This is a genomic window from Arthrobacter sp. FW306-2-2C-D06B (genome assembly GCF_021789175.1).
In the GTDB taxonomy this organism is placed as follows: Bacteria; Actinomycetota; Actinomycetes; order Actinomycetales; family Micrococcaceae; genus Arthrobacter.
This window is the reverse complement of record NZ_CP084560.1, coordinates 3,043,222-3,061,057: the sequence shown is the minus strand read 5'-3', so window position 1 is coordinate 3,061,057 and position 17,836 is coordinate 3,043,222. Positions and strand designations below refer to the sequence as shown.

General features: G+C 64.8%; 17 protein-coding genes and 1 tRNA gene. 7 read left to right on the top strand and 11 right to left on the bottom strand.

The annotated features are described in order from the left end of the window. The first annotated feature begins 88 nt into the window (after positions 1-88). Both LFT47_RS14280 and LFT47_RS14275 read left to right on the top strand, forming a co-directional pair. Positions 89-922 (top strand): metal ABC transporter ATP-binding protein, encoded by an 834-nt coding sequence (locus LFT47_RS14280; protein WP_442863398.1) that lies wholly within the window; start codon positions 89-91, stop codon positions 920-922. Further along, positions 923-1,840, top strand: coding sequence for a metal ABC transporter permease (locus LFT47_RS14275; protein WP_236811779.1), 918 nt, complete (start codon positions 923-925; stop codon positions 1,838-1,840). On the opposite strand, the gene LFT47_RS14270 is transcribed toward LFT47_RS14275, so the two are convergent. Then, complete coding sequence (locus LFT47_RS14270) at positions 1,837-2,319, bottom strand: Fur family transcriptional regulator (RefSeq protein ID WP_236811778.1); 483 nt, start codon at positions 2,317-2,319, stop codon at positions 1,837-1,839. The two genes, LFT47_RS14275 and LFT47_RS14270, sit on opposite strands and share 4 nt — an antisense overlap. Positions 2,320-2,441: 122 nt before the next feature. On the opposite strand from LFT47_RS14270, the gene LFT47_RS14265 reads away from it, so the two are divergent. Beyond that, positions 2,442-3,098, top strand: a complete 657-nt coding sequence (locus LFT47_RS14265; protein ID WP_236811777.1) for an MBL fold metallo-hydrolase — start codon at positions 2,442-2,444, stop codon at positions 3,096-3,098. 18 nt (positions 3,099-3,116) lie between these two features. On the opposite strand, the gene LFT47_RS14260 is transcribed toward LFT47_RS14265, so the two are convergent. Then, entirely contained in the window at positions 3,117-4,205 is a 1,089-nt protein-coding gene (locus LFT47_RS14260; protein ID WP_236811776.1) for a PLP-dependent cysteine synthase family protein, read from the bottom strand. A gap of 115 nt (positions 4,206-4,320) precedes the next feature. Here LFT47_RS14260 and LFT47_RS14255 point away from each other — a divergent pair, with 115 nt between their 5' ends. The 3 genes from LFT47_RS14255 (at position 4,321) to LFT47_RS14245 (ending at position 6,856) form a co-directional block, all read left to right on the top strand. After that, positions 4,321-5,175: a sulfurtransferase gene (locus LFT47_RS14255; protein ID WP_236811774.1), complete on the top strand. Its 855-nt coding sequence runs from the start codon at positions 4,321-4,323 to the stop codon at positions 5,173-5,175. Between the two features lie 77 nt (positions 5,176-5,252). Further along, positions 5,253-6,431, top strand: coding sequence for an NAD(P)-dependent alcohol dehydrogenase (locus tag LFT47_RS14250; RefSeq protein ID WP_236811772.1), 1,179 nt, complete (start codon positions 5,253-5,255; stop codon positions 6,429-6,431). Continuing rightward, positions 6,428-6,856, top strand: a complete 429-nt coding sequence (locus LFT47_RS14245; protein WP_236811770.1) for an HIT family protein — start codon at positions 6,428-6,430, stop codon at positions 6,854-6,856. Before LFT47_RS14250 ends, LFT47_RS14245 begins: the two co-directional genes overlap by 4 nt. 146 nt (positions 6,857-7,002) lie before the next feature. On the opposite strand, the gene hrpA is transcribed toward LFT47_RS14245, so the two are convergent. Genes hrpA through LFT47_RS14230 form a run of 3 tightly spaced genes read right to left on the bottom strand, consistent with a single transcriptional unit; the run spans position 7,003 to position 12,229 of the window. Continuing rightward, on the bottom strand, positions 7,003-11,004 hold the full coding sequence (gene hrpA, locus LFT47_RS14240; protein WP_236811768.1) for an ATP-dependent RNA helicase HrpA: 4,002 nt from the start codon (positions 11,002-11,004) through the stop codon (positions 7,003-7,005). A 13-nt stretch (positions 11,005-11,017) separates the two neighbouring features. Next, the gene (locus LFT47_RS14235; protein WP_236811766.1) at positions 11,018-12,004 is read right to left on the bottom strand and encodes a helix-turn-helix transcriptional regulator; all 987 of its coding nucleotides are present in this window, start codon (positions 12,002-12,004) and stop codon (positions 11,018-11,020) included. Between the two features lie 60 nt (positions 12,005-12,064). Further along, positions 12,065-12,229: a hypothetical protein gene (locus LFT47_RS14230; protein WP_236811764.1), complete on the bottom strand. Its 165-nt coding sequence runs from the start codon at positions 12,227-12,229 to the stop codon at positions 12,065-12,067. Between the two features lie 81 nt (positions 12,230-12,310). On the opposite strand from LFT47_RS14230, the gene LFT47_RS14225 reads away from it, so the two are divergent. Then, the gene (locus tag LFT47_RS14225) at positions 12,311-13,279 is read left to right on the top strand and encodes a GlxA family transcriptional regulator (protein WP_236811762.1); all 969 of its coding nucleotides are present in this window, start codon (positions 12,311-12,313) and stop codon (positions 13,277-13,279) included. Here LFT47_RS14225 and LFT47_RS14220 read toward each other — a convergent pair. From LFT47_RS14220 to LFT47_RS14195, 6 genes are all read right to left on the bottom strand, one after another. Beyond that, positions 13,276-13,587 carry a protealysin inhibitor emfourin gene (locus LFT47_RS14220; protein WP_236811760.1) on the bottom strand — a complete coding sequence of 104 codons (312 nt, stop codon included), beginning with the start codon at positions 13,585-13,587 and terminating at the stop codon, positions 13,276-13,278. The genes LFT47_RS14225 and LFT47_RS14220 overlap by 4 nt on opposite strands. Before the next feature lie 33 nt (positions 13,588-13,620). Then, complete coding sequence (locus LFT47_RS14215; protein WP_236811758.1) at positions 13,621-14,637, bottom strand: M4 family metallopeptidase; 1,017 nt, start codon at positions 14,635-14,637, stop codon at positions 13,621-13,623. 177 nt (positions 14,638-14,814) lie between these two features. Beyond that, positions 14,815-14,887, bottom strand: a tRNA-Arg gene (locus tag LFT47_RS14210). A gap of 87 nt (positions 14,888-14,974) precedes the next feature. Continuing rightward, positions 14,975-16,498, bottom strand: a complete 1,524-nt coding sequence (locus LFT47_RS14205) for an FAD-dependent oxidoreductase (protein WP_236811756.1) — start codon at positions 16,496-16,498, stop codon at positions 14,975-14,977. After that, the gene (locus LFT47_RS14200; protein WP_236811754.1) at positions 16,495-17,367 is read right to left on the bottom strand and encodes an FAD:protein FMN transferase; all 873 of its coding nucleotides are present in this window, start codon (positions 17,365-17,367) and stop codon (positions 16,495-16,497) included. The genes LFT47_RS14205 and LFT47_RS14200 overlap by 4 nt, the downstream gene beginning before the upstream one ends. A 4-nt stretch (positions 17,368-17,371) precedes the next feature. Further along, on the bottom strand, positions 17,372-17,791 hold the full coding sequence (locus LFT47_RS14195; RefSeq protein ID WP_236811752.1) for an FMN-binding protein: 420 nt from the start codon (positions 17,789-17,791) through the stop codon (positions 17,372-17,374). Positions 17,792-17,836: the final 45 nt, after the last annotated feature.

The window sequence follows — 17,836 nt, the reverse complement described above, 5'->3', positions numbered from 1 at the left end:
GCAATCGTCCTAAGATATACAGGGCGGCTGCGGGGCCCTCTCTGTTCATCCAAGAGCAGGCCACCAGCACCATCGCTTCGCGAATCCCATGGATCGAGGAATCTTTTTGACACCGGTAGTGAGCCTTCGCGGCGCGGGCCTCCAGTTTGGCCAACGGGCCCTCTGGAAGGACCTCGACGTGGACATCCAGGCGGGTGAGTTCTTCGCTGTGCTCGGCCCCAACGGCAGCGGCAAGACCAGCTTCCTCAAAGTCCTCCTCGGTTTGCAGCAGCTTCACTCGGGGACAGTGACCGTGGCCGGACACGCCGTCGAACGTGGCAGCCGGAAGATCGGCTACATTCCGCAGCAGAAGTCCTTTGCTCCGGATACGCCCTTGCGCGCCAGGGACTTGGTTGCCCTCGGCGTTGACGGCCACCGCTGGGGCCTGCGGATCAAGGCCAAAGCCGTCAATGAACGCGTCGACTCGCTCCTGGACTTGGTGGGGGCGAGCGACTACGCCCGCGTGCCGCTTGGCCAATTGTCCGGCGGCGAGCAACAGCGGCTCCGTGTTGCGCAAGCCCTTGCCGCGGCGCCTGAACTCCTGCTCTGTGACGAACCGCTGCTGTCCTTGGACCTGCACCACCAACAGGCCGTGAGTGCCCTCATCAACCAGCAATGCCACGATCGGAACAGCGCCGTGGTGTTCGTGACCCACGAGATCAACCCGGTCATCGACTACGTCGACCGGGTTCTCTACCTTGCAGGCGGCAGGTTCCGGGTGGGAACACCGGAGGAGGTCATGACCACCGAGGTCCTGTCCGAGCTGTACAACAGCCGCGTTGAGGTCATCCGCGCGAACGGCAGGATCGTCGTCGTCGGGCTTCCGGACGCGACCACCCACTACCACGATGACGCCCACGCCGGTGTGGAGGAAGGTCACTAAATGGATCTCGGAAGCATCCTGCACACCATCTTCAACTTTGAAAACTATGGCGAACTGCTCGCGCTGGTTCAGAATTCCATCTGGGCCGGTGCGGTCCTCGGCCTGCTCGGCGGGCTCATCGGTACTTTTGTCATGAAGCGGGACCTCGCCTTCGCGGTGCACGGCATTTCGGAGTTATCCTTCGCCGGTGCTTCCTTCGCCCTGCTCATCGGGGCGGACATCATTTTCGGTTCGCTCGCGGGATCCGTCGCGGCTGCCCTGCTTCTAGGACTCATGGGCGTGCGGGCGCGGGACAAGAACTCGATCATTGGCGTCATCATGCCGTTCGGGCTGGGCCTTGGCATCTTGTTCCTGGCCCTCTACCAGGGCCGGGCTGCCAACAAGTTCGGGCTGCTGACCGGCCAGATCGTTTCGGTGGACACTGTCCAGCTCCAGGTCCTGGCAGGCACGGCTGTGGTGGTCATGCTCGCACTGGCCGCAATTTGGCGCCCGCTTAGCTTCGCGAGCGTGGACCCCGAGATGGCGGAAGCCAGGGGAGTGCCTGTCCGCGGCTTGGCGATTGCCTTCATGGTGTTGCTCGGCGTCAGCGTTGCCCTGTCCATCCAGATAGTCGGCGCGCTTCTGGTCCTGGCATTGTTGATCACTCCCGCGGCTGCTGCCCTGCGGGTGACCACTTCGCCGCGGCTCGTGGTCTTGCTGAGCGTGGTCTTTGCGATCACTGCCACCGTGGGTGGAATTCTCCTGGCGCTCGGCAGCCGGATTCCGATCAGCCCGTATGTCACCACTTTGTCGTTCCTGATCTATGTGGTGTGCCGGATCATCGGCAACGTACGGGCCAAACGGGGAATCAACGGTAGGGTCGTCCGTCCCCACGCTGCCGTGGGCCAGGCCGTCCAGGACCAGACGGTAGCTGGCTAGAGCAGGCCCGCAGCCTTCTTGGCGGTGCACTCAGGGCAGAGACCGAAAATCTCCACCGTGTGCGCCACTTCGGTGTAGCCGTTTTCGGCAGCCACCCGGGCCGCCCACGTCTCGACGGCTGGAGCTTCCACTTCGACGGCCTTGCCGCAATTGCGGCACAGCAGATGGTGGTGGTGGCCCGTGACGGCACAGCGACGGTAGACGGCTTCGCCATCGGCATTTCTCAGCACATCGATCAGGCCGTCGTCGGCAAGCGACTGCAGAATGCGGTACGCCGTTGCCAGGGATACTGAAACGCCCTGGTTCTGGAGCAGCCGGTACAGTTCCTGGGTGCTCACGAAGTCGTCAAGTTCGTCCAGGGCGGCGCTGACCGCAAGGCGTTGCTTGGTGACGCGCTGCTCCTTGACGGCGGGATCCTTCGCATCCGGAAGCGACCGGGCTGCGGGCCCGGACGTGGCGGCATGGGCGCCGTGTGACATTCGTGGACTCATTTCGATGTGGATGTTCGCAAATACCAACGTTACCAGCAGGCCGCGCTTGCAGACTGGCTCGTGGACACCGCCTCGTGGACACCTTTGGAGGCCCGCCCTAGGCTGGCTGCATGAAGCTCACCAAGTTCACCCACGCTTGTGTCCGCCTGCAAAAGGACAGCCAGGTCCTCGTGATCGACCCCGGGACCTTTTCCGAATCCGAGGAGGCCCTCGCAGGCGCCCACACGGTGCTGATCACCCACGAGCACGCTGACCATGTGGACGCGGACGCCGTCGTCGGGGCCCTCAAGGGAAACCCGGGACTTCAGGTGCACGCACCCTCGGGGGTCGCTTCCCAGCTGGCCGAGAAGGCGGGCGACGACGGCGACCGGGTACACGCCGTCGAACCCGGGACGTCCTTTGAAGCGGGGGGCTTTGCGATTCGTTCCTTCGGAGGGCAGCATGCCCTCATCCACCCGCAGATTCCGGTAGTGGCCAACATCGGCTACCTCGTGGATGAAAACGTCTTCCATCCGGGGGACTCGTTCGTTGTCCCTGATGGCATCGACGTACAAACCCTGCTGGTGCCAATCCACGCGCCGTGGTCAAAAGTGGGCGAGGTGGTTGACTTCGTGATCGCGGTCCGCGCACCCAAGGCCTACCCGGTCCACGATGGCCTGCTCAACGAACTCGGACGCGGATTGGTGGAAGCCCACGTGACCCGGATCGGCGCGAAGTACGGTACCAGCTATGCCAGGTTGTCGCCGCGGGAATCGGTGGAGGTCTAGCTCAGTCCGCCGCGGCGCCTAGAGGCGGCGCGGCCACATGCCTGTCTCGAAGAAGTCAGCGAGCACGGCCTCGTACGGGGCCGGATCCAGTCCACGCCCGGCCAGCCAGTCCGGGTTGTAGTAGCTACCCGCGTAGCGATCGCCGGCGTCGCACATGAGCGACACAATGCTGCCGCGCTTTCCCCGGGCCACCATCTCGGCAATCAGTTGGCAAACGCCCCACAGGTTGGTTCCCGTGGAAGGCCCGGCGTGCAGTCCGGCCAGCCGGCGCAGGTGCCGCATGGCAGCCACAGAGGCGGCATCGGGAACCTGGATCATGGTGTCGATGACGGCCGGGACAAAGCTGGGCTCCATGCGCGGCCGTCCGATGCCTTCGATCCTGGACGGCATACCCGTGGAGTAGTCCGCGACGCCGTCGCGCCACCCGGGATAGAACGCGGAATTTTCGGGATCGACCACTGCCAGCCGGGTCGAGTGGCAGTGGTACCGCAGGTACCGGCCGATCGTGGCGCTGGTTCCGCCGGTGCCGGCGCCCACGACGATCCACTCGGGCACCGGATGCTCTTCGAGGGCGAGCTGCTCGAAGATCGATTCCGCGATGTTGTTGTTGCCCCGCCAGTCGGTGGCGCGCTCAGCAAAGGTGAATTGGTCCATGTAGTAGCCGCCGGACGTCCGGGCAACCTCCTCCGCCATCGCATAGACTTCCGAGGCATGGTCCACGAGGAGGCAGGCGCCACCGAACTCTTCGATGAGGGCGATCTTTTCCGGACTGGTCGTCCGGGTCATCACCGCGATGAAGGGAAGCCCGATCAGCCTGGCGAAGTACGCCTCGGACACGGCGGTACTCCCGCTGGAAGCCTCAACAATGGTGGTCCCTTCCGTGATCCACCCGTTGACCAGGCCATAGAGGAAGAGTGATCGGGCCAGACGGTGCTTGAGGCTGCCGGAGCGGTGGGTGGACTCGTCCTTGAGGTAGAGCTGGACACCCCAGTGTTCCGGGAGCGGCACCGCGTAGAGGTGCGTGTCCGCCGAGCGGTTGTTCTCGGCTTCGATGCGTCGGATTGCCTCGCTGGCCCATGCCCGGTCCTGGTTGCGTAGAGTGCTCACCGATCCAGCCTACCGGCGGAGGCAGCCGCCCAAGGATAGGCTGGTAGCCGGTCGGCAGCTGCACTGCGGCAGCGTCGACGTCGTTTGGTAGACACAGCGGAACGAAGGAGTTTTGATGGCCACCCTCATTGACGTAGCCGCGCTCAAGGACCGCATGGATGCGGGCAAGCGCACGGTGTTGCTTGATGTCCGGTGGGTGTTGGGCGATCCGCACGGCCATTCGCACTTTCGCCAGGGCCACATTCCAGGCGCGGTCTATGTCGACCTGCACAACGAACTCGCTGATCCCACGGCCGAGGGCCAAGGCAGGCACCCGTTGCCGCCAACCGCTGCGCTGCAGCGGAGCGCCCGTGCCTGGGGCATCAACGACGGCGACACCGTGGTCGCGTACGATGACAGCGGCAGCACCGCCGCGGCGCGGTTGTGGTGGCTGCTCCGGGACGCCGGTTTCCACTCCGTCTTCCTGCTCGACGGCGGATTGGGTGCCTGGGGCGCGGCCGGCCACCCGTTGGCGCAGGATGAGCAACCGCCGGTTCCGGGCGATGTGGTGCTGGGACACGGCCACATGGATGCGATCACGATGGACGAGGCAGCGGAGTGGCACAACCACGGAATTCTTCTCGATGCCCGGGCCGGGGAGCGTTACCGCGGCGAAATCGAACCCATTGATCCCCGCGCGGGACACATTCCCGGCGCGCTGAGCGCTCCCACAGCCGGAAACCTCGGACCGGACGGCACGTTCCTCCGCGCAGCCCAGCTCCGCAATAGATTTGCGGCCCTGGGCATCGACGAGGGCAGCAAGGTTGCGGTCTATTGCGGCTCCGGCGTTACCGCAGCCCACGAGATCGCCGCCCTCGAAATCGCCGGATTCAGGGCTGCCCTCTTTCCGGGCTCCTTTTCGCAATGGTCCTCGCTCGAAGCCAATCCGGTGGTCACCGGTGCGGCGCCCCTTGGCACTCCGGGTCCCTGAGCCTTGGCTGCGGCAAAGGCGGAGGGCATGGCAGCGCGGAGTGGCAAGAAATCGGCCCGCAGGGGTAGCGTCGAGGCATGACTCCCGGACGCCCCGTTCCTCCGCCCCTTGGCAAGCCGCTGGTCGTGGCTGACGACACAGCGGAGGCCGCCCCATCAACACCCGGCGCGCACGGCACGCCGACACTCGCGGCCGCATACGGCGCCACATCTGCGGACAGCGGCCTTGTCCCGCTGACCGTGGCGCGCCGCGTTCCCAAGGAAGACGACGTCGAGATCGAGATCGATTTCTGCGGCCTCTGCCACTCCGATGTCCACGCGACACGGGGCGAATGGGGGGCCCAGGACTATCCGTTGGTCCCAGGCCACGAAATCGTGGGCCGGGTCCGCAGCGTGGGCTCCGCCGTCGACGACTTCGCACCGGGAGACTTGGTCGGCGTCGGCTGCATGGTGGACTCCTGCCGCGAGTGCGGCAGCTGCCTCGAAGGCCTGGAGCAGTATTGCGAACGCGGAAACGTTGGCACCTATGGGGTGAAGGACACGCGGAACAGCAACTCCATCACCCAGGGCGGGTACTCCACCTCGGTGGTGGTTGACCGCCGCTTCGTTCTCCGGGTGCCAGAGGGCCTTGACCCTGCAGCGGCGGCGCCGTTGCTGTGCGCTGGCATCACCACCTACTCGCCGCTGCGCTACTTCGACGTCGAGGAGGGGGACGTCGTCGGCGTCGTCGGACTCGGTGGGCTGGGCCACATGGCGGTCAAGATTGCGAAGGCCATGGGGGCGCACGTAGTTGTCTTCACCACCTCGGAGGCCAAGTTCGAGGCGGCAATAGAACTTGGTGCCGACGACGTGATCCTCTCGAAGGATCCCGAGGCAATGGAAGGCGCCAACCGCACCATCGACGTCATGATCGACACAGTTGCGGCGCCCCATGACCTGAACCCGTACTTCCGTACCTTGCGGCTGAACGGTGCCCTCTTCCAATTGGGGCTGCCTCCCACCGACATGCCCCCGGTCAACCCCGGCGCGCTGATCCGGCGCCGCCTCTCCTATGCAGGCTCGTTGATCGGCGGCATTGCCGAGACCCAGGAAATGCTGGACTTCTGTGCCGAGCACGGCGTAGTGAGCGACGTCGAAGTCGTCACTGCCCGGCAACTCAACGAAGCCTACGACCGCATGGTTGCCGGCGACGTCAAATACCGTTTCGTCCTCGATACCAAGACCCTTCAGCCCGCTTCGGAAAAGGCAGACGTATGAGCACACTGTTTACCAAGATCATCAACGGCGAGATTCCCGGACGATTTGTCTGGAAGGACGACGACGTCGTGGCCTTCCTGACCATTGCCCCGCTTACCGACGGCCACACGCTCGTGGTGCCGCGCGCAGAGGTGGACCGCTGGACTGACGTCCCCCCTGATCTCCTCAACAAAGTCATGTCCGTCGCGCAGACAATCGGGAAGGCACAAGTGGAGGCGTTTGGCGCACCACGGGCAGGACTCTCCGTAGTGGGCTTCGAAGTGGAGCATTTCCACGTGCACGTCTTCCCGGCAGAATCCCTGGCCGATTTCGACTTCGGAACCGTAGAGCACAACCCGGACCCTGCGAGGCTCGATGCGAACGCGGCGAAACTCCGCGCCGGCCTCATCGCCGCCGGACACGGCGACTCCGTTCCGGCGGACTGAAGCGCGGCGCCGTAGAACTCCCGCGCATGCTCGCGGAATGGACGCGGCCTGGTTCCGGGGCGACGCTCGCTCACCTTTGTCGCCCTTTTTCCAAACGCTCGCTCGCCTTTGTTGGAAGCCCGAAAGGGTCCTAGCCCGTGGCGGGCCTATGCGGGTGCCAGCGCCTGGTTGAGAACCGTCCGGATGCGCTTTTCCGAGACCGAGTAGGCTGTGCCGAGTTCGACGGCGAAAAGGCTCACGCGGAGTTCTTCGATCATCCAGCGCACCCGTGTTAACTCCGCTCCTGCCCGTCGGCCGGGGAGCAACGCGGAGACGGCGTCGTCGTAGTCGTCTTCCAACGCCTGCACCACCGACATGTTCAGCCCGTCGCGCTGCACGTTGTTGGGGAGCTTTTCGAGGCGCTTCTCGATTCCGGCCAAGTACCGCGGCAGCTGGCTCAGCTGGGCGTAGCCCGCCTGTGCCACAAAACCGGGGAACACGAGTTGCTCCAGTTGGCTCTTCATATCGTTGAGCGCACTGATCAAGGCGAGGCTCGTGCTGCCCTTGAGTTGCTTCTCGATCCGCCGGGTGCTCCCCAGGATGCGTTCGACGACGGCGGTCACCGTGAAGACGGTGTCGATCAGTTCGGCGCGGACCAGTTCGTACAGGGCATCGAACGCCGCCTTGTCCCAAGGAAGTTCGGCCGGAGTCAGCTTGTCTATGGCCGCCAGGACGCAGTCCGCGATCAAGGCGCTCACCGAACCATGCGGGTTCTGGCTGAACGTCAACTTCTCGGTGTTGTTCAAATGTTCCAGGACGTAGCGGTCCGGGGCCGGAACCCGCAGGGCCAGCAGCCGGATCACGCCGCCGCGCATTGCAGGCTCCTGCTCCGCCCGGGTCTGGAACACGCGCAACCCCACGGATTTTCCCTCATCCACGAGAGCGGGAAACCCCGTGACATCGTGCCCTTTCACCGTGCGCGTGACTTGGCGTTCGATAGCTCCGAAAGTCCACTCGGTGAGCCCGGTTTGCTCGGACAGGAATCCGGCGGCCTGCGGGGTCGCGCCACCGCCGTTTCGACCGGAGGCTCCGGCACCCGCGGCACGTGGGGCGCCCTTCGGACCGTTGGCGCGTGCCGTCGTCGCGGGGGTTGCCCCAAGGGATTCGGCGATGGCCCGGCGGGTAGCCGGGGCCAGCTGTTCCTGGAGCGCGGCCAGGTCCTTGCCTTCGTCGAGCACCTTGCCGCGGCTGTCCACTACCTTGAAGCTGACGCGGAGGTGCGCCGGCACAGCGTCCCAATTCCACGATCCCGGAGGAATGATGTGACCCCGGATACGGCGCAGCACCAGCTCGAGTGAGGTTTCGAGATCGTCCGAGGCGGGATCGAAGTCGGTTTCCAACGCAACAGCCGCTTGCCGGGCCACGTCCGGGGCCGGCACGAAGTTCTTGCGGATCTGTTTGGGCAGCGACTTGATCAAGGCCGTGACGAGCTCGACCCGCTGGCCCGGTATCTGCCATCGGAAGGCGGCGTCGTCGAGCTGGTTGAGGAACAGCACGGGAACCTCGGCTGTGACCCCGTCCGAGGGATTGGGCGGCGAGCCGGGAGCCACGGGATGGAACTCGTAGCTCAGGGGCAGCTCAAAGCCCTTGTGCAGCCAGGTTTTCGGGTAGGCGGAATCATCCAGGGCTTCGGCGTCCTCGCTGATGAGCAGCGATTGGTCGAAGTCCAACAAGGTGGGGTCCTGCTGGCGGGCTTCCTTCCACCATTTGTCGAAGTGGCGTTCGGAAACCACGTCCTTGCCGATCCTGGCGTCGTAGAACTCGAACAGCGTGTGGTCGTCCACCAGGATGTCCCGGCGGCGCATCCGCGTCTCGAGTTCCTCGATCTCGTGGAGCAAAGCGCGGTTGCGGTGGAAGAATTTGTGGTGGGTCTTCCAGTCGCCTTCTACGAGGGCATGCCGGATGAAGAGTTCGCGGCAGAGTTCGGGGTCGATCCTGCCGTAGTTGATGCGGCGGTTCGGGATGATGGGAACTCCGTAGAGCATCACCTTCTCGTGGGCCATGACCGAGCCCGTCCGGGTGGACCAGTGGGGCTCGCTGTAGGAGCGCTTCACGAGATCCGGTGCAACTTGCTCGGCCCACAGGGGATCGAATTTCGCCGCGACCCGGGCCCAGAGCCGGCTGGTTTCAACCAACTCCGCAGCCATCACAAAAGCGGGCGACTTCTTGAACAACGCCGAGCCCGGGAAGATGGCGAATCGGCTGCCGCGTGCTCCGGCGTATTCGCGCTTGCGTTCATCCAGCATGCCGATGTGGCTCAGCAGTCCCGAGAGCAGGCTGATGTGGATTCCCTCGTTGTTGCCTACGGGGTCGGCCTCGCGCTTGTTGTCGATAGTGATGCCCAGCGGCTTGGCGAGCTGGCGCAATTGCTGGAAGAGGTCCTGCCATTCGCGGACGCGCAGGTAGTTGATGAACTCGTTCCTGCACAGCCGGCGGAACTGCGTGGAGGACAGCTCCTGCTGCTTTTCCTGGATGTAGTTCCACAGATTCAAGAATCCGGTGAAGTCCGAGTTCTCGTCCCGGAAGCGCGCGTGCTTCTCGGCGGCAAGCTGCTGCTTATCGCTTGGGCGCTCGCGGGGATCCTGGATGGTCAAGGCCGCTGCCAGGATCATGACTTCCTTGACGCAGCCGCGCCTTCCGGCTTCCACAATCATCCTGCCGAGCCGGGGGTCGACCGGGAGTTGGGCCAACTTCTGCCCGACGGCGGTCAGGCCGCCCCGGTTTTCTGCGCCGCCGGCACGAGTGTTGCCGCCGTCGATGGCCGGGGGAGCGCCGCCGTCGCCCGTGCGCGCTGCGCTGAGGGCGCCGAGTTCGCGCAGGAGCGTGACGCCGTCGTTGATGGCACGGGAGTCCGGCGGCTCGACAAAGGGGAAGTTTTCGACGTCTTTGGGGCCGCGGGCGACGCCCATGGCCGTCATCTGCAGGATGACGGCGGCGAGGTTGGTCCTCAGGATCTCCGGATCAGTGAACGGGGGGCGGGACTCGAAGTCTTCTTCGGAATAGAGCCGGATGGCGATACCCTCGGAGACGCGACCGCAGCGGCCGGAACGCTGGCTTGCCGATGCCTGCGAAACACGTTCGATCGGCAACCGCTGCACCTTGGTGCGGTGCGAGTAGCGGGAGATGCGGGCCGTTCCAGTGTCGATGACGTATTTGATGCCCGGCACCGTCAGCGAAGTTTCCGCGACGTTGGTGGCGAGGATGATCCGCCGCTTGCCGCCCGGGTTGAAGACCCTGTGCTGCTCCTGCAGGCTCAAACGGGCAAACAATGGGAGGACTTCCGTGCCCGCCAGCCGGCGGTTGGCTTGGATCCGGCCGTTCAGGGCTTCCGCGGCGTCGCGGATCTCGCGCTCGCCGGAGAAGAACACCAGGATGTCTCCCGGAGCCTCGAGCGAGAGTTCGTCGACGGCGTCGCACACGGCGTCGAGGGGGTCGCGGTCTTCCTCAAGCTCGTCGTCGGATGCGTCCTCATCTTCGCCGGAGGCACTGCCGCCGGCCGGCTGGGACAGCGGACGGTAGCGGATTTCCACCGGGTAGGTCCGGCCCGAGACCTCGATGATCGGCGCAGGTTCTTCTTCGCTGCCGAAATGCCTCGCGAAACGCTGGGGGTCGATGGTCGCCGAGGTGATGATGACCTTCAGGTCCGGCCTCTGCGGCAGGATCCGCTTCAGATAGCCCAGGATGAAGTCGATGTTGAGGCTGCGCTCGTGTGCCTCGTCGATGATGATGGCGCTGTACTTCCGCAGCAGCTTGTCCCGCTGGATCTCGGCCAGGAGGATGCCGTCGGTCATCAATTTGATTTTGGTGGCCCTGCTGACTTCGCCGGTGAAACGGACCTGGAAGCCCACTTCCTGCCCTATCTCCACGCCCATTTCGAAGGCGATGCGTTCGGCAACGGTACGCGCGGCGAGGCGTCGCGGCTGGGTGTGGCCGATCAGGCCCTTGTCCCCGAGGCCGAGTTCCAGGCACATTTTGGGGATCTGGGTGGTCTTGCCGGAACCGGTTTCGCCGGCGATGATGGTCACCTGGTTTGCGGCGATGGCCGCCATCAGGTCCTCGCGGCGCTCGGAAACGGGCAGCTCTGCGGGGTAGGAAATATGAAGTGTCATGGCTGCTGACAGTCTACTGTGGCGGCGCGTCGCCTTGCAGTCCGCGATGCCCGGCCGCATTTTCCAGTCGCCCGGCCATAGTGCGCGCGTAGTCCTTGAATTCTTCAGGGGAGATGATTTCGAAGTCCATGTCGAGCGCTGCGAGGTGTGCCGCGGGCTGCGCCAGGCTGTCCCAGCCGGCGCGGAGCAAGGTGGCGTTCCCGCCGTCGTCGCTCAAGCTCGCGAGCTGCGGGCCGACGACGGCGGCCACCTCGGCGATCGGGGCGCGGAGCCGCACGACGACGTCGTAACGGTACGGCGAGCGGGTCACGGAGCGCTGGACGTAGTCCGCGAGATCCTTGGCCGGCAGGGGGCGCGGCACGTACTTCTTCCGTTCGGCCGGAAGCGTGGCGATGCGGTCGGCGCGGAACGTGCGCCAGTCTTCCCGGTCCACATCCCAAGCGACCAGGTACCAGCGCCGCCCGGTGTCCACCAGCCGGTATGGCTCCACCAAACGCCGGCCAGCCTCGCCGTCAGCCTTGACATAGTCAAAACTGAGTTGTCGCTTGTCCGCGATGGCCGCTGAGACCACCGTGAGCTGCTGGGGGTCTACCGACGCCGCGTTGCTCGGAAGTGTGGTGACCGCGGCCTTGAGCATCGCGAACTTCGGGCGGAGCCGTGCAGGCAGCACCTGCTCAAGCTTGGCCAAGGCTCGAACCGACGCTTCGCCGATACCGGCGACCGGACCCGCCGCCACGGAGTTGAGCCCCAGTGCGACGGCGAGTGCTTCATTGTCGTCGAGCAGCAGCGGCGGGAGCTGCGCCCCGGCGCCCAGTTGGTAACCGCCGGCTATCCCCGGCGAGGCGTGGATGGGGTAGCCGAGGTTCCGGAGCTTGTCGACATCACGGCGGACGGTGCGCTCCGTGACACCCATCCGCTTGGCCAATGCCGGGCCGGTCCATTCACGCCGGACCTGCAACAAGGACAGCAATTGCAGCAGCCTCGCGGATGTTTGGATCATGGCACCGAATCTAGCCCACGATGCGGACAAAAGTCGTCCGTGTTCAGGGGCAGACTGTGCTTAGAACGCGCGCAGTGTCCAGCATGAGTTGTTAGGCAGATCCCTCGCCGTCCACGGCTCGGAACGGTCGGGAAGCCGGCCGCGGCCGTCCCGAAGGACAGCTGAGATGGAAGCGGCGGCAGTGATGATGAGGATGATGAAGAGCAAGACTCCGATGAATTCCATGACTCCATCGTGGTCCTGGTGTACCTCAAGAAACAGTGGCAGAAATGACCCATTTAGGCAATTTTCTGCCACACTGGATCTATGTTGAAAACGGTGGCAATCATTGTTGTTCCCAACTTCTCGATCTTCGAGTTCGGGACCGCCTGCGAGGTCTTTGGCATTGACCGCGCGGACCGTGGGAGTGGCGTTCCCGCCTTTGACTTCAGGGTCTGCACTCCCGTCCCCGGAGACGTGAGGATGAAGTCCGGGCTGTCGATGCACGTCGGCCTGGGCCTGGAAGCCACGGCCGATGCCGACCTGGTCATCATGGCTCCCTACGGACGGGATGAGGACGTGCCGGAGTCTGTATTGGCTGCGCTACGGGCGGCGCACGCGCGCGGGGCCTGGGTCATGTCAATTTGTTCCGGGGCGTACGCGCTTGCCCGTGCAGGCCTCCTTGACGGGCGCCGCTGCACCACGCACTGGCATTATTCACAGGACCTCGCCAGCAGGTACCCGCAGATTCACGTGGACGAAAATGTGCTCTACGTCCAGGACGGAACGATCATCACAAGTGCCGGCACGGCCGCCGGCATTGACGCCTGCCTGCATCTGATTCGCGTCGAGCTTGGCGCCCACGTTGCTGCTGCCATTGCCCGTGACATGGTGGTTCCGCCGCACCGCGACGGCGGCCAAGCCCAGTACATCGACCGGCCCATGCCCACGTGCGGCTCCGCGCCCATGGAGGCATTGCTGCGCTGGATGGTGGAGAACCTCGAGCACGACCACAGCGTCAACGAACTGGCTTCCCGGCTGCACATGTCCGCCCGGACCTTCGCACGCCGGTTCCGGGCCGAAACAGGTGCCACGCCGGCGGCTTGGCTCAACTCGCAACGCGTGCTCCGGGCACAGGAACTCCTTGAAACCACGGAGCTGAACATCGACGAAATTGCGCGCGAAGCCGGATTCGGACATTCCGTGCTGCTGCGGCACCACTTCGCCAAGGTCCTGGCCACGAGCCCGCAGTCGTACCGGAGGGCTTTCCGTGGCCAATTGGCGGAGGTCGGCTAGCGGCGGAGGGTCTCGCGTCCCTCTACCTTGGCGTTCTCCACGAGGGTGTGCCATGGCCCGGTGACATCGGTTTCCGGAAGCGTGGCCCGGTGTTGTCCGGCGCGGATCGAATACATGAACCGGTCGGCTTGCCCGGCCGCTCTGCCGGTTGCCTGCGCGGCCGCTAGTGCGCGGGATGGCACCTGGTCCCAAGGGCAGGCCTCCACGATCGGCAGCCAGCGTCTCTTGTCTTCGGAAGTGGCGGCATCCACGGTCCAGACGCGTGTGATCGCTGCGACGCCACCGCTGCGCTGGACAGTGATTTTCATGTTCTGCGGCTTCCACTGCTCCGGAGGGTGCTGCTAGAGCTTTACCTTCACAGTTTCCCACGCCGTGCGGACTGCGTCATGCTCGTTTGATCCCGCGCCGAAGAGCTCCTCTGCAGACGCCACTGTGGCTTTTGCGAAGCGTCCGAAGGTGCACGTCGCAGGCAGTGAGCCGCTGCTCAGCGTGTTGTACCAGATCTGTCCCGGCGCCTCCCAGGCGTTGCCGCCTAGCTCCAGGGCAACACGGCAGAACGCCCGGTTGGGGATGCCCGAGTTGATGTGGACCCCGCCGTTGTCCCCGGTAGTTCGGACGTACTTGTCCATGGAGTCCGGTTGCGGATCCTTCCCCAGCACGTCGTCGTCATACGCGGTCCCTGGTGCCTTCATGGATCGGAGGGCGGCGCCTTGGACGGCGTCGGTGAACAAGCCCTCGCCGATCAGCCAGCTGGCCTCGGCTGCCGACTGCTTTCTGGCATACTGCTCCACCAGTGCCCCGAAAACATCCGACATGGACTCGTTGAGGGCTCCGGCCTGGTTCCGGTAGGCGAGGGCTGCCGTGTACTGGGTGACTCCGTGGGCGAGCTCGTGCCCTATCACGCTGAGCGACTTCGTGAACCTCTGGAAGATCTCGCCGTCGCCGTCACCGAAGACCATTTGGCTGCCGTTCCAGAAGGCGTTGTCGTACAGTTCGCCGTAGTGGACTGTGGCATCGAGTTTCAGCCCGGCGCCGTCGATTGAATTCCGGCTGAACGCCTCGGCATAAAGCGCGTGGGTTTCGCCGAGTCCGTCGTAGGCTTCATCGGCGGCAGCATCGCCCGCCGCCGGACCTTTCTCCTTGCGGACGAGCTTCCCCGGCAAGGCCTCGGTGGAGCCTGCGTCGTAGATGGTCCGCTTGGGCGGGCCGGGCTTCGCCTGGCGCGCCGTGGGCACAGGGACCGGCACGGGAAGCGCCCGGACCGCCTGGAGGTTCTTGATGTGTAGCAGGGATTCCTTGGCCGCGCGCGCAATCACCCGCAGGCGGGGCTCGTGCTGGGCCGCCAGCCTTCGCAGCATATAGGGAGGAATGATGGAACAAATCACGGCGAACCCTTTCGTACCTTTTTGGACGGGTACGAACAGCTTAGGAGCGGCCACCGACTTTTTAGCCGGCCGGGTGCGGCATGTCCCCCGCAACGCGGCCAGGCAAAGAAAAACCCCGCCGGTTCCTTGAACTGGCGGGGTTTTCTGTTGTGCCCTCGATAGGATTCGAACCTACGGCCTTCTGCTCCGGAGGCAGACGCTCTATCCCCTGAGCTACGAGGGCATCCGGGGCTCCCGTCCGTTGCCGGAGGGACGTCCATGAGCTTAGCAGGTCACCGCGCCGCAATGAAAAACGGGCGGGGGCGAGCCGTCAGTAGCCCGCGAAAGCGTCCACGTGGATTCGTCGGGCTCCGGCATGGCGGGCGGCGGAGCGAAGGGCGTCGACGTTTGCGGGCGACCCGGAGACGTATACGTCCCGCTCGGCGACATCGGGGATGAGCTCCCGCAGGGAGTCGCCGTCGATGCGGCTCCGCCCGGCGTCGTGCATGAACGACGGCGGCGGGGAACCGTCCGAAAGGCGGGCGATGACCCGTGCGCCCGAGGCCTCCAGGACATCGCTCCCGGCAAGTTCGGCAACGCTGGGGGCGAGATACAGCACGACGATGTCCCTTCGTGCGGAGTCGCCTGACGCCAGTTGGGAAAGGAAAGGCGCAATCCCGATTCCAGCAGCGATGAGCAGTACGGGTTTGCCGGCGTCGGACGGCAGGACAAAGTCACCGCCCACCGCTGTTCCAGTGATGCACTCTCCAGGCTCAAGCGCGAGCAACGCGCGCTTGGCGGTGGAGACTGGTTCCGCCGTGCCGACGCCGAATGTCATTTCCGGCGAGCCCGGCGGGCTGGTGATGCTGAAGACCCGTCGCCGTCCTTTCCCATCGGAGCGCGAATGCGGAAGGTTGAGTTCCATGAACTGCCCAGGCAGGAAACGGACCGGCCGTCGTGGCTCAAAACGGAATTCGGTGGTGAAGGGCGTCAGGGGACGCGATCCCTTATACGTCAGCATGATTCCGCCCCGCTGCCCCACGAGGAACGCGAGGAGGTTCCCGATGAGCAGCGCGAGTTCCGGCGAATTGGCGATGACGCCGGCCAGGTTGTAGGGCACCGCAAACAACAAGCCCACGACGGCGGCCAATGCCACTTGCTGCCATCGCCGGGGAGGCAGGGTGAGGGGCTCGGTGAGCATGAAGCCGACGAAAAAGAGAAGCGGCTGCTGCGCGATCGGCTGCGACACCGCGGAGCCGAAAGCCATGCCGCCCCGCAAGAGTACGGCGCACACCACCGAGAGCGCCACTACGAGGAAAACGCAGGCCATGAGAACCTTCAGCGTCCGGTACAGCACCAGCAGCACCCCGGGGACCAGGAGCCACAGCATGGCAGGAGTTGCCGCCCACCACGTGGCGATGTTCAAGCCCGTGAGCCCGGCAATGAAGGCACCCGCGGCGGCGGGGTTGAAAATATGCCGTCCGCGGAAGGCCAGGACGTATTTGGATGCCGAGGCGAGGACACATGCCACGGCGACTCCGGCGAGATCCTGGATCTGGACCGAGGGTGTCAGCTCGGTGGGCCAGAACAGGAAGTACAACAGAAAGCCCGTGATGAGCGAGGACTCCGAATGCGGCTGGACCTTGAAGAGCATCGCCATGAGCCGGTTGGATGCGTACGTCAGAGCCAGGCACAGCACGAGGTGGACGAGCATTTCAGGCAGCCCGAAGCTTAGCCAGCCCAAGGCGTCCAACACCAGGCTGTACGCCGCGAGCACGGCAAGGACCCAGAGGATCAGCCGGTACATCGTGAAATGGCCAAGCCAGGCATCCACACGCGCTTTGATGGCAATCATGAGAACAGTGTCCCTTCGAAGCCGGCCGAATAGGCGGCATGTCCGTCCGAATAGACCTTGAGCCAGGAGAAATCGAATTCTCCCTCAAGCACCGTCGGATCCACCATGAAGAGCGCCGTGGCCAAGGCATCGGCTTCCATTGCCGTGGCAGCCATGGTCCACGTGGCCACAACCGTCTCAATCGGGCGCCCGGTAGCGCCGTCGAGGACATGGTGCAGTCCGTCGCCCCACGCGCGCCGGTTGGCGGCGGAAGCGCACAGCGCTCGGCAGCGGAGTTTGACGACGCCGATCGCCTGGCTGGGGTCGTACGGGTGTTCGAGGGCCACGCCCAAGGGTTCCGCCCCGGAATGGAGCATGTCGCCGCTGGCATCGACAAGGAACTCCGTGATTCCCGCTGAGCGCAGGACCGCAGCCGCAAGGTCCACCAATTGGCCCTTCCCGGCAGCGCCGATGTCCAGGACCACCGGTGCGGAAGCGGAGATCTTTGTGCCGTTCCAGTCGAGGACGTCTTCCCAACGCGGCGCCGGCATGGGGTGGCCGAGGGGCCGCAGGGCATAGCCTGGACCATAGCCCAGACGCTCGAGGCTGCCGCCGATGAGAGGCGTCATGGCGCCGTTGCTGAGGCGGTACAGCTTTTTGAATAGCTGTTCCAACTCTCCTGCCCCGGCGGGGAGGGTGACGGTGCCGGCTTCACGGGCGAGCGCTGCAAGCAGGGAGTCGTCCCGGAAACGCGAATAGCTTCGGTCGTAGTCCTCCACGACGCCGAGCAGGCTGGCGCGCACCCCGTCCGGGAGTTCCTCCGGCGTCGAGATTTCCCATCTTGTCCCGATGCCGTCGAAGCTGAAAACGCTCCAGCCGGTGTGTGTCATGCCCCTATTTGGCCTCGGACTTGATGGTTTCGACGGCCTTGTTGAATCCTTCGCTGGTCAGCGAGGAGCCGGCTACCTTTGAGACGTTGATCTCGTCCAGTTTCTTGCCGACCACCTGCGCGGCGATGCCGTTCTTGAACTGCCCCTGGAATTCCTTGGTGTTCGGGTTGTTGGCATGGACGGTGATGTCCACCGCGGAAATCGTGCTACCGGCCAAGGTCAGCTTGACGCCCACGGTTTCACCACCGTTGGGTGAAATGTAGTCCCCGTCCGCGCTGTAGGTACCGTCCTTATACGGGCCGGAAATCGTGGAGGTCTTTTGCGGGGTGCTGCCTTGGGCCGAGGGGGCGCAAGCTGCCACCGAACTGGCCAGGGAGAGGCCGGCGGCGCCCACCAGAAGGCCCTTGCGGAGTGGCGTAGTCATGGTTCTGCTCGTTTCAACTGGACTCGAAAAGGGTCAATGCACGTT